Below are 12,636 nucleotides of genomic sequence, written 5' to 3' on the forward strand. Positions count from 1 at the left end.
CTTAAAAACTCTATAATACCAATACTGCCCAATAACAAAATTAATTTAATTAATATATTTTGGATAGCATTTTTTATCATAAATTGGTTAAATTGCTCCATATCAAAGTCCTTAAATTAATAGTGAAAGATACCTATATCTTACTTAAAAATCAACAATAATAGCGAAAAAACGACTTAATTTCCCTGTTATAATCTTAGGGAATTTGGGTAGTGTTAAAAGGTGCACCACTATACAATGCTGATCCCCTTTCCTTAGTTATTAGACTCAAAACGACAAAATTCCCTGTATTTTGCCTGTAAATAGGGAAAATTGAGAGAATGAAACTGTTCTGACTCCCAAACAAAACGGTCCGTGTGCGAAAGGATACTCAATACCTAAGGGAAACCGCGGTCAAACCGCAGTATATCTACGTGTCTATCCTTACATGCGTAAAAATATACAAATAGGCGAAAAGATAGATAAAACTTGCTCTCTTCTTCTCGGAAAAAGGCCACATTAAGAAAATAATATGAAAGTTCGACGAACAAAGATATGAAAGAGAGAAAATTGGTAGATAGATGGCCTTTTCAAAAATGTATTTTATCGTCGGAAAATGGATAGCATATAAGGGGATCCCCAGCGCCTTCACCCCATATTATATCCCGCTTAACTTTTGGCGGGATTTTTTAATGCCTATTTTCCCCAATTTAATAGTAAAAACTTAATTTTTTGTAATTTGATTTTAATTGATATTCGTAACCGATACGGCAGATAACAGATTTAAGGGGTTCTGCCTGCGCGTATTCGGATAGTTGCTCAACAAAGTCCGGCTAAACGCCGCTGTTCAGCCGTTGTTCAAAGTCGGTAATCGTGAGGGGTTTGGCGAATAAATAGCCTTGTGCCAAATTACAGCCGATTCCCTGCAAAAAGTCCGCTTGTTCGCGGGTTTCCACCCCTTCGGCCACAATTTTAATGCCTAATGTTTTAATCATCGCCACGGCCCCCTTAATTACTTTTTGGGCGTGCGGATTATGTTCAAAACCGCGCAAAAACTCTTTATCCAGTTTGATGCTGTCAAACTGCAAGTCTTTCAGTACATTTAAGGAAGAATACCCGGAGCCGAAATCATCCATCGCCACAGAAAAGCCGTTCCCGTGCAGTTGGCGGATGATATTCTGCGCGTGCTCCAAGTTGTTAAAAATGACACTTTCAGTCAGTTCCACTTCAATCAGTTCGTGCGGTACGCCGTACTTATTTACCAAACGCAACATTTGGGGAATATAGCGGGAATCGTTTAAGTGAAGCCTGGAAAAATTAACGGCTATCGGCACTTGTTTAAGGCCTTTAATTTTCCACGCAGCCAAAAGCCGGGAAACTTCTTCCAAAATAAACATATCCAGGCGCAAAATGAAACCGTTTTTTTCAAAAATCGGGATAAAATCATCCGGCCGTACAATTTTTCCGCCCGCACTCTGCCACCGCACCAAGGCTTCGGCTCCACGCATTTCTCCGGTGGCAAAATCACATTTAGGCTGTAAATAAACGGCAAAATCTCCGTGGCGCAAAGCATCTTCCATTGTGTTTTCAATTTGTTTTTCCGCTACAATCCGATTGCGGTCGGCTTCGTCGTAAAATTCGCATTTGTCAACAGACATCTTTTTGGCTTTTTCCAATGCCAAGTGGGCCCGGTCCAGCATAATATAAAAGGGAATTTCTTCTTTGATTTCATACACGCCAAAGGCGATGTCTATCATCAGGCAGGAATCTTCCACCGTGCAATCTCGGCGCAGTTGCGTGTTGAGTGTATGCAAACGAGCCAAAAGAGAACGGCGGTCCGAATATTTTAACAACAGGATAAAATTGTCGGCAGACAAACGGCAAAAGCACTCATCGGGGGAAACGTGCTCACGCAAGACTTGCGCAATACGCTGCAACACCTGGTTGCCGCGTTCGTAGCCGTGTAAATCATTAATAACCTTAAATTTATTAATATCAAAAATTACCAAGGCCGCACGTCCGTGCAGTTCCGCCAGTTTTTGCGGGAACATTTCGCACATCCGGTTAAAATTATCTGCCCCGGTCAAATTATCCACAAATGCCGTGGCAAACAACTGGCGGTTGCTGTATGCCCGCATATGCAAGATGTAAAAAATGAGCGAAAAGAAAATAGCAAATACAGACGCAAATAAAATAAGCGATAAAACCGCCAAATGCTGGGCGCGTTCTTCCACAAACTGCGTTGGAAGGGAAGACACCATATACCACCCGTTCCGCCCCAGCGGAATAAAATACAAAAAGCGTGTTCCTCCGTCTAACGGTGCGCTTATCAAAGCCGTTTTGCCGTTTGAAACCGTTTGCCGTAATTTTGCCAACTCTTTACTGCCGGGCAAGGTTTTATCCAACTGGCTAAAAATATTTTTAAACCCCACTTTGCGCGGAGACAGCACCAAGTTTCCGCTTCGCTCTATAATTAAGGAAGAACCTTTATCCCCCATAGCCGACAGGGTAAGTAGCGGCTGATATCGGTCGGGCAATTGCAACGCAAAAAGCGTACCCAAGGGGCGGCCATCTTTATAAAGCGCAACGGACTGCACCAACACATCGGCTCCGTCTAACGGGTCGGCCTGACGGACGGAAAGGTATTTTCCCTGTTCCAAGGTGCGGGCTGAAATATCGGCCACAAAAGCCGACGTAAAATTACGATGGGAAGACAAATACAACTTCTTGTCCGCCGTAATAACGCCCAATAATTTAAAATAGTTGTGATTCGTTTGCCTTCGCAGGAAATCGGTCAACTGCGCGGAATCCGCCCACGGGTACGAATCCTGCACCGTTAAGGCCAAGGAGGCAAGCACCTGTTCATCCGTTTCAAGCAGGCGGTCAAAGTCGCTGGCGGCTTCTTTACCGGCGGCGGCCACATTTAATTTTACGTCGGCAGCCAAAATTTCGCTCACTTGTTGCCAATAAAACACCACGCCCGCCGCTATTACTCCTGCGGCAGCCAAAAAAAGCAAAATAAAAAACCGAAACGAAATCTTTTTAATAACATCCTCCCGCAAGACCGGGTTTGCACAATTTATTATATCAATTATACGGGCTTTTACCGGAATAAATCTGCCCGGCTTTTATGCTATAATCTCTGTATGAAAATAGCCTTAATTGTGCCTGCCTATAATGAAGAAGAAGCCCTGCCTGTATTTTGGCAGGCGGTAGAACCTGTTTTGCAAAAAGAAAACGGTTTCCGCTTTGAGTACATTTTTGTAAATGACGGAAGTACAGACGGAACTCGCTCTTACTTAAAAGACTTGTCTGCCCGCAACAAATATGTAAAGGTAATCTCCTTATCCCGCAATTTTGGTAAGGAAGCCGCGCTGACCGCCGGACTAAATGAGGCCGTCCAAGCCGATGCGGCTATTGTAATGGATGCGGACTTGCAGGACCCGCCGGAACTCATCCCCGCTTTTTTGGAAAAATTTAAAGAAGGCTATGATGTGGTTTACGGCACCCGTCAAAACCGCCAAACGGACTCTGGGCTAAAACGCATTAGCGCAAATGCTTTTTATAAGTTCTACAACTTTATTTCCACCCGCCCAATGCCCGAAAACGCCGGGGATTGTCGCCTAATCAGCCAGCGCGTGGTGCAGGCCCTTTTGCAACTTCCGGAAAGGGAACGCTTTATGAAGGGGCTTTTTAACTGGGTAGGTTTCAAGTCTGTTTCTATACCCTTTGTGCGCCAGGCCCGCCAAGCAGGCAAAACCAAGTGGAACTATTGGCGGCTGTGGAATTTTGCGCTGGAAGGCATAACTGCTTCTACTACCATACCGTTGCGTTTATGGACCTATTTCGGCTTTTCAGTTTCGCTCTTTGCGTTTGTGTATGCGCTGTGGGTGGCGGCTAAAAAAATTATCTTTGGCAACCCGGTGAGCGGGTACTCGTCTTTAATGGTGGCGATTTTGTTTTTCAGCGGCGTACAACTTATTTCCTTGGGGGTTATCGGCGAATATTTAGGCCGGACTTTTATGGAAGTAAAACAACGCCCGTTGTATATTATAGATGAAAAAATAAATTGCCAATAACGTAAAAAGCCGCCCCGTAACAAGGCGGCTTTTTTGGAAATAAATCCGTTTACGAGTGCGCTTCTTTGGCGGAAGCGGCCGTTTCCTGTTGGCGGAAAAACCCCAAGGTTTGTTGGGAGTAGGCAAAAAACGGATAGAAATCATTTTCCGGTTTGCGCAGTTCCGTTTCCGCAATTTCAATATGAAACAGTTTCTTTTTAGATACGGCAAATAAGCGTACCATAGCCGGCGAAGTAGGCGCGGGCATTTCGCTTCCTAGCGGCAAAGGTGTCATTTTGCCTGTTAATTTACTGGCGTGGGCCAACATACGCGCGGCGGCTTCTTGCAAGGCTTCGTGTCCGTGCCCGCCGATTACACCGCCCAAACCGCTTTTGCTATTATTTTCAAAATATAAACTGCTGTCGCCCAGCGAATTAGTCGCTAAAAACAAATGTTTTGTTTCCGCGCCGTCCAAAAAGGCCATTTCAATTCCCGCAACAGAAATCTCATCCGGGCCGATCTCAATCACACCTTTACGGTTTTCCAAATTTTTTACATCCAGCCAAAAATTCCGCATATTCATATAGGCTTGTTTCATAAGTATCCCCCCTTGGTTCCTATATACTATATCATTTTGCGCTGTGGCGCGTGTTCTAAACCGGGTTAGACGGGCCGGCCTTTTTTGGGTATAATAAAAGAAAAGTCTTGGAGGTATATTTTATGGCTCAAAAAGGACGTGCAGTTATTTTGATGATGGACTCTTTCGGCATTGGCGGAGCAGAAGATGCCGCTAAATTTGGAGACAGCGGTGCCGATACATTAGGCCACATTGCCGCCGCACAGGGCGGTCTAAAAGTACCCAATTTGGCAAAACTTGGCTTGTTAAAAGCAGCCGAAGCCTCCACCGGCCGTGCCCCGCAAGCAGGCACGCAGGAAGGGGCAAAGATTGATTTGCCGTCTAAATATGGTTTTATGCGGGAAATCAGCCACGGCAAAGACACCTCCTCCGGGCATTGGGAAATGGCCGGTTCGCCCGTACAGTTTGAGTGGGGCTATTTCAAGCCGGATTACCCATCTTTCCCGGCTGAACTGATCAAAAAGATTTGCGACGAAGCGGAACTGCCCGGCATTTTAGGCAATACGGCGGCCAGCGGTACGGTGATTATTGACGAATTGGGCGAAGAACATATTAAAACTGGGAAACCCATTTGCTACACATCAGCCGACAGCGTGTTTCAGATTGCCGCGAGCGAAAAACATTTCGGCTTGGACCGCTTATATAAACTGTGTGAAATTGCTTTCAAGCACGTCGCGCCGTACAATATTGCGCGTGTGATTGCCCGCCCGTTTGAGGGTGAAAAACGGGGAGAATTTAAACGCACCAAAAACCGCCACGATTATTCCGTAAAACCGCCGATGACTACGGTTTTAGATGAAATTAAAAACGCGGGCGGGGAAGTTATTTCCGTTGGTAAAATTTCGGATATTTTCGCCAAACAGGGTATTACCCGGGCCGTCAAAGCCTCCGGCTTGGAAGAACTTTGGAACGTAACCTTGCAAGAAGCCAAAAACGCGCCCGATTTCAGCCTGACGTTCACCAACTTTGTGGATTTTGATATGACTTGGGGCCACCGCCGCGACGTAGCCGGATATGCGGGCGGATTGGAATATTTTGATAAACGATTACCGGAATTGGCCGCGCAAATGAAAGAAGGCGACATTGCCTTTATTACCGCCGACCACGGCTGCGACCCCACCTACAAAGGTACTGACCATACACGCGAGCACGTCCCGGTGATTATGTTTGGCCCCAATATAAAGCCGGCTTTTCTCGGCGGGCGAGATACTTACGCCGACATTGGCCAAACGATAGCGGACTATTTTAAATTGCCGTCCCTTAAATTTGGCAAGAGTTTTCTAAACGACTAACGCAAACAGCCCCGGGTAATAATTCCCGGGGCTGTTTTTTGTGCATCAAAACGCATTAGCGCAGGTTTTCCGCTTCGGCTAACCACACGTCCGCGCTTGCATCGCTGGGCATACGCCAATCCCCGCGCGGAGATAAAGCCACCGCACCTACTTTCGGGCCGTCTGGCAAACAGGAGCGTTTAAACTGCTGGGCAAAGAACCGGCGGAAAAACACTTTGAGCCATTTCTTAATAGTTGCCGAATCAAATTTCTTGGAAAAGGCTTGATGTGCCAAAAAATAAATTTTGGCAGGGGAAAAGCCATAACGCAGGAAATAGAACAAAAAGAAATCGTGCAATTCGTACGGGCCGACTAAATCCTCTGTTTTTTGCGCAATTTGGCCCTGTGCGTCGGCAGGCAACAGTTCGGGACTAATCGGTGTGGCCGCGATATCTTGCAAAACAACCTGCGTTTGCTTGTCCGTTTCGTGTTGGGCGGCCCACAGCACGAGCGAGCGCACCAAGGTTTTTGGCACCCCCGCATTGACTCCGTACATAGACATATGGTCGCCATTATAGGTGGCCCACCCGAGGGCTAATTCGGACAAATCTCCCGTACCGATTACCATACCGCCGGTTTGATTGGCAATATCCATTAAAATTTGGGTGCGTTCGCGTGCTTGGGTGTTTTCGTAAGTAACGTCCTTCACTTTTTCGTCGTGTCCGATATCGGCAAAGTGCTGTTGGCACGCTTTTTTTATGCTTACTTCCCGCCAGGTAATACCCAAATTTTTCATTAACGCAAGAGCATTTTGATAGGTCCTGTCCGTTGTGCCGAAGCCCGGCATCGTTACGCCGACAATGCCCGTACGCGGCAAGCCGAGTTTATCAAAGGTCTTTGCGCAAACAAGTAAAGCCAAGGTGGAATCTAACCCGCCGGAAATGCCGATAACCGCCGTTTGGGCGTGCGCGTTTTTAATGCGTGTCGCTAACCCCATTACCTGGATATTAAAAATTTCTTGGCAATTTTCGTCCAACCGGCTTCCGCGCGGCACAAAAGGAGTGGGCGACACAAACCGCTCTAAATGCGTAATTGGCAAGACAGGTTGTCCGGATTCTATCAATTCGTACGGATCCGCCGTTTCATACGCGCTGTCCGCGCGGAAAGTGGTATTTATCAAGCGTTCCGCACGCAGACGTTCCACGTCAATTTCGGCTGATACAAGTTGCGCTTCGGCGGAAAAACGCTCCGCAAACGCAAGAGGTGTTCCGTTTTCGTAAATAAGCGCGTTAGAGGCAAATACCACGTCAGTAGTGGACTCCCCAAACCCGCACGAAGCATACACATAACCGCACAAACAGCGGGCCGATTGTTGGGCGACAAGTTCGCGCACATAGGCGTGTTTGCCCGTCAAAGCGTTACTGGCGGACAAATTAAAAATCACGTCCGTCCCCTGCAAGGCCAACCGGGAGGACGGCGGAATAACCGCCCACAAATCTTCGCAAATTTCTATGCCAAATTTCATCCCGCCCGCTTCAAACAGCAAATCTGTCCCGGCGGGAACAGGCATACCGCACAAGGTTACTTCGTTGCCGCCCCACTCTAAGGCAGAGGTAAACCAACGCTGTTCATAAAATTCTTTATAATTGGGCAAATAGGTTTTCGGCACTACTCCCAAAATTTCGCCGTGGTAACATACCGCCGCCGCATTTAATAAGGCATTGTCCGCCAGGACCGGCAGCCCCACTATAAAAATAATATCCAATCCTTCCGTACGGCGCAAAAGAGCCCCCAACACCCGCTCTGCGGCTTGGGCCAAAAGCGGTTTTAAAAACAAATCCCCACAAGTGTATCCCGTTAAACATAATTCGGGAAATACAACTACGCGCACTCCTTGCTGTGCGGCTTGGTTAATTAAATGTTCCAGTTGGGCGGCATTGAAAGCCGTATCGGCTACTTTTACAAGCGGCACACCGGCCGCTACTTTTACAAAACCAAAATGGCTCATAGGGTATAAGTCTCCTTGTGGGATATCTAATTTTATTTTATCAATTATAAAGGCCGGGTGCTTGTGCCGCCCGGCCTGTTTTATAAACGGGTAAGAATCTATTGGATAGAAACTACCTCATACCCGGCATCTTGCACTGTTTTTTTGAGGACTTCCTCATCTAGTGCAGCCGCCGATTCCACCACCGCCATTTTTTTGCCCAGATTAACGCGGGCTTCCACACCCGGAAGCGCATTTAAGGCGCGTTCCACGCGGGCGGCACAATGTCCGCAGACCATTCCTTCAATAATTAATGTTTTACGCATATGCTTTTCCCCTTTTGTCTGTTTATTTTTCACCTCTGCCGGTTTAAAAAAACGCAGCCGGAGCGCATTAGTAACTACACACACCGAACTGAAACTCATTGCCGCAGCCGCCACCATTGGGTTCAGTTTCCACCCTAGCGGCCCGTATAACACACCCGCCGCCAAAGGTATTGCCAGTATGTTATAAAAGAATGCCCAAAATAAATTTTCCTTTATGTTATTTAGCACCGCGCGGCTTAATTCCAAGGCAACTAACACGCCCGTCAAATCGTTCTTTAATAGTACCATATCGGCCGATTCCGCCGCTACATCCGTACCGTTTCCGAACGAAATACCCACATCGGCCCGCACCAAAGCCGGCGCATCATTCACACCGTCTCCGGCCATAGCCACCACTTCGCCTGATGCTTGCAAACGGCTGATAACAGCCTCCTTGTCCTGCGGCAACACACCCGCAATAACAGTTTCAATCCCCGTTTGGCGGGCCACTTCACGCGCGGTTAGTTCGTTATCGCCCGTTAAAAGCACAGTTTTAAGCCCCTTTTGTTTGAGTTGCGCCACCGTTTCCGCCGCCGTAGGCTTTATGGTGTCCGCATACAGCACCGCACCCAAATATTTTTTTCCACGCGCAAAAAAGATAGGAATTTTACCGCCCTGTGCGGCCCCGGCAGACAAGGTATCCCCTTGGGGAATTTCTATACCGCAAGCACTCAGCCATTTTAAATTTCCGCCGCGCAAGGTTTCCCCTCCCACCTGGGCTATAACCCCGCAACCAGGTTCCAATGCAAAATTTTCCCCTGGGGGCAAGGATATATTTTTACTTTTTGAGTATTGCACCAAGGCCCGCGCAAACGGATGTTGGGAAAATTGTTCCAACCCGGCCGCTTGGCTGATTAACTCCTCCTCCGTTATCCCCTTGGCGGGCAACACGGCAGCCACTTGCATTTTCCCCGTGGTAACGGTGCCTGTTTTATCCAGCACTACCGTAGTAATCCGATTGGCCCGTTCCAATACGGCCGCACTTTTGACTAAAATCCCGTTGCGGGCCGCTGTGCCCGTGCCTACCATAATAGCCGTGGGCGTGGCAAGCCCCAACGCACACGGACAGGAAATAACCAATACCGAAATCGCCGCCGACAAGGCAAATGAAAAATCTTGCCCGGCAAACAGCCATACAACCACCGTAAGTAAGGCTATCCCCAATACTGCCGGCACAAACACCGCGCTCACGCGGTCGGCTAGTCTTGCGATAGGGGCTTTACTGCCCGAAGCGGCTTCCACCAAACTAATAATTTGTGAAAGCGTAGTATCCTTGCCTGTGCGGAGCACCCGCACCTGCAAATAGCCGTTTGTCAAGAGCGTTCCTGCCGCCACCTTGGCCCCTGCGGTTTTATCCTGCGGCACGCTCTCTCCCGTCAAGGCGGACTCATCCGTCCAGCCGCTCCCTTGCGCAATTTCGCCGTCCGCGGCAATCCGTTCCCCGGAGCGCACCGCCAATATATCCCCCGGGACGACCCCTTCTACGGGAATTTGCACTTCTTGGCCGCTTCGTATGACCGTGGCTTGGGCAGGCAACAGCCGCACCAAGGCGGAAATAGCAGCGGACGTTTTGACCTTGGCCCGCGCTTCCAGCCATTTACCCAAGGTAACTAAGGTTAAAATCATTGCGGCTGATTCAAAATACAAGTTACCCGCCGTTTCAAATGCGGCGCTCCAATTTTCGGGTTGCATTAAATACAACACTTTAAAGAGCGTCCACACCCCGCTGATAACCGCCGCCCCTGAACCCAAAGCCACCAAACTATCCATATTGGGCGCGCCTAAAAAAAGTTGTTTTAGCCCGCGCGTAAAAAATTGGCGGTTTAAAAAAAGCACCGGAAGTACCAGCAAAAATTGCACCAAAACAAAGATGCCCGGATTGTGCATTATGCCAGCAGGCACTAATCCGCCCGCCATATGCCCCATATTCACATACATTAAAGGCAATAAAAACCCGAGAGAAAACCAAAAACGCATCTTTAATGTTTCAGCCTGCGCTTGCGCCAAGGCTTGCGGTGCCGTATTTTGTTTTTCTGAGGGCACATCATATCCCGCCCGGCGTACGGCGGACACAATGTCTGCCGGAACTAATTTATCCCCATCATAATCTACATACAAGGTATTTTGTAATAAATTGACAACCGCCGAGTGCACCCCGGGTATGTGCGACACGGCTTTTTCCACGTGCGCCTGGCAAGCGGAACAAGTCATTCCCGAAACAAGAAATTTCCTTTGCATATCTAAAAACCCCCTGCTAATAAGAATAAACCCTGCAAGGCAAATTGTCAAGGAGAAAAGATGGTGGAATTTGCCTTTATCCGCCTGCTTTTTGCTACACTATATATGAAATATGACGATACTTATTATTATTTTGATGCTTATTTTAAATGCCTTGCTGGCCGCTTACGAAATGGCCCTGGCATCCGTTTCCCGCACGAAATTGTCCATTTTGGCGCAAGAAAAGCGTTCCGGTGCGGAACAAGCCCTGTTTATGAAAGACCATATGGAGGGCAGTTTGGCGGTAGTGCAGATTGGTATTACGCTGGTAGGTGCGGTAGCCGCCGCTACGGGTGGAGCCGGAGCAGACGAAATGTTTTCCCCCATTTTGCAGAATTGGTTTGATTTGCCTAAGCGGCTTGCCGATGCGTTAGCGGTTGCGTTTGTAGTGGTACCGTTAAGTTTTGTTACCATTATTTTCGGCGAACTGACGCCCAAAACTTTTGCTATTAAAAATAAAGAATTTGTAGTGCTCAAATGTTCCCCGGTAATGCGCGTGCTTTACACGCTGTTATCGCCCATTGTACACATAATGGAAGCCATCGTCCGCTTTTTTACCCAAAAAACCTTTACCAAAACGCTGGACCCTAAGGAAGCCCAAAAAGCCGCTATGGCAGATTTACGCACTGCGGCGGCCATTGCTTCGTCTTCGCGCTTGTTCGGCAAGACGGAGGAAAAGATTGTGCTGTCCAGCGCGATGTTTTGCATCCGCAAAATTCGTGAAATTCAAGTTCCTTTAAATCAAGTATATATGCTGGATGCCGACGATTCTATTGCGGATACCTTTGTAAAAGCGCATTTGGATATGCATACCCGTTTCCCGGTAAAGGAACACCCCGAGGACCCGCAGAGCATTATCGGCTACTTAAATTTTAAGGATATTTTCTTATCAACTAAAATGTCTGGCGGTGCGCCGACAAGCGCGCGTTCCATTGTCCGCCCCGTACTGCGCTTGGAAGCCGATACCATTATTTCAACCGCGCTTGAAAAAATGATGAAGAGCAAACAGCACTTGTGTTTGGTAACCGAGGACGAAAAAATCACGGGAATTTTGACCTTAGAGGATATTTTTGAAGAAATGGTAGGCGAAATTGAGGACGAATACGACTTCTTTCCCGCTTATATAAAACCGTTTGGCAAAGCGTGGATTGTCAGCGCCAGTGCCAAAATGGCAGAGGTATTTGAGCGGTTGGATCTATCTATCCCGGCTGATGTGCCGGACAATATGACGATGGAAAAATGGATTGGTATCAAACTCGGCCGCCAACCCACCAAAAACGAAAAGATAAAAGCCAACGGAATTATATTAGAAACACGCAAATTCCGCCGCCACAAACTAATGGAAGCCATTGTAAGCAAGGCCGAATAAACACTATCTAACGCCCCGGTTTTTCCCGGGGTGTTTTTATAAAATTCCCCGTTTAATAAGTTCAACGTGCAGTTGTTCCGGATTGGTAAAAAGAATTGCATCAATTCCCAAAGCCTGGGCGACAGAAACATTATCTTGGTTGTCGTCTGTAAATATACAGTTCTCCGCCTGCAACTGGTAGCGGAATAGTAACCGCTTGTAAATTTCCGGCTCCGGCTTGTTCATTTTTTCCTCGCCTGATAAAACAATGCCGTCAAAAAGACCTAAAAAATCAAACTTTTTTTGGGCAATAGGAAACGTCTCCGCCGACCAGTTGGAAAGCGCAAATATCCGGTAATTTTTATATTTTAATTCACGCAAAAGTTGCACGGTTCCTTTAATTGGCCCGCCTAACATTTCCTCCCAGCGCAAGAAATAAGCATCTATTTGCGGTGCATACTTAGGATATTTCGCCTTGGTCTGAGCAATCCCTTCGGCAAACGGACGGCCCGCATCTTGTTTGGCGTTCCAGACAGGTGAGCAAACGGAGGTCAAAAACCACTCCATTTCTTCCGCGGAAGCAAAAATCTTTTTATACAAGTAGCGAGGATTCCAGTCAATTAACACCCCGCCTAAATCAAAAATGATATCTTTCATTTCTCCCCCTTGCTTTATTATAACTTGCACAAAACACCCTGTAAATACCTATAAACA

Annotated in this window: 8 protein-coding genes; 3 read left to right on the plus strand and 5 right to left on the minus strand. The window is 47.4% G+C overall.

The window, feature by feature from the left end; genetic code table 11:
* Positions 1 to 812: 812 nt before the first annotated feature.
* On the minus strand, positions 813 to 2,987 hold the full coding sequence (locus tag ACQY2K_RS02580; RefSeq protein WP_428040625.1) for a bifunctional diguanylate cyclase/phosphodiesterase: 2,175 nt from the start codon (positions 2,985 to 2,987) through the stop codon (positions 813 to 815).
* Positions 2,988 to 3,125: 138 nt separating this feature from the next.
* On the opposite strand from ACQY2K_RS02580, the gene ACQY2K_RS02585 reads away from it, so the two are divergent.
* Positions 3,126 to 4,058, plus strand: coding sequence for a glycosyltransferase family 2 protein (locus ACQY2K_RS02585; RefSeq protein ID WP_428040626.1), 933 nt, complete (start codon positions 3,126 to 3,128; stop codon positions 4,056 to 4,058).
* Positions 4,059 to 4,107: 49 nt separating this feature from the next.
* On the opposite strand, the gene ACQY2K_RS02590 is transcribed toward ACQY2K_RS02585, so the two are convergent.
* Positions 4,108 to 4,635 carry a hypothetical protein gene (locus ACQY2K_RS02590; protein WP_428040067.1) on the minus strand — a complete coding sequence of 176 codons (528 nt, stop codon included), beginning with the start codon at positions 4,633 to 4,635 and terminating at the stop codon, positions 4,108 to 4,110.
* 122 nt (positions 4,636 to 4,757) lie between these two features.
* Between ACQY2K_RS02590 and ACQY2K_RS02595 the strand changes: the two genes are divergently transcribed.
* Entirely contained in the window at positions 4,758 to 5,966 is a 1,209-nt protein-coding gene (locus ACQY2K_RS02595) for a phosphopentomutase (RefSeq protein WP_428040628.1), read from the plus strand.
* A gap of 55 nt (positions 5,967 to 6,021) precedes the next feature.
* Here ACQY2K_RS02595 and ACQY2K_RS02600 read toward each other — a convergent pair whose 3' ends face one another.
* Together ACQY2K_RS02600 and ACQY2K_RS02605 are read right to left on the minus strand one after the other, a co-directional pair.
* Positions 6,022 to 7,953, minus strand: coding sequence for an NAD(+) synthase (locus ACQY2K_RS02600; RefSeq protein WP_428040629.1), 1,932 nt, complete (start codon positions 7,951 to 7,953; stop codon positions 6,022 to 6,024).
* Positions 7,954 to 8,051: 98 nt separating this feature from the next.
* Positions 8,052 to 10,535: a heavy metal translocating P-type ATPase gene (locus tag ACQY2K_RS02605; protein WP_428040630.1), complete on the minus strand. Its 2,484-nt coding sequence runs from the start codon at positions 10,533 to 10,535 to the stop codon at positions 8,052 to 8,054.
* 112 nt (positions 10,536 to 10,647) lie between these two features.
* On the opposite strand from ACQY2K_RS02605, the gene ACQY2K_RS02610 reads away from it, so the two are divergent.
* Positions 10,648 to 11,943, plus strand: coding sequence for a CNNM domain-containing protein (locus ACQY2K_RS02610; protein WP_177747488.1), 1,296 nt, complete (start codon positions 10,648 to 10,650; stop codon positions 11,941 to 11,943).
* 36 nt (positions 11,944 to 11,979) lie between these two features.
* Here ACQY2K_RS02610 and ACQY2K_RS02615 read toward each other — a convergent pair whose 3' ends face one another.
* On the minus strand, positions 11,980 to 12,579 hold the full coding sequence (locus ACQY2K_RS02615) for an HAD family hydrolase (RefSeq protein ID WP_428040631.1): 600 nt from the start codon (positions 12,577 to 12,579) through the stop codon (positions 11,980 to 11,982).
* Positions 12,580 to 12,636: the final 57 nt, after the last annotated feature.

Origin of the sequence: Candidatus Avelusimicrobium fimicolum, from assembly GCF_021632165.1 — a bacterium.
Lineage (GTDB): Bacteria > Elusimicrobiota > Elusimicrobia > Elusimicrobiales > Elusimicrobiaceae > Avelusimicrobium > Avelusimicrobium fimicola.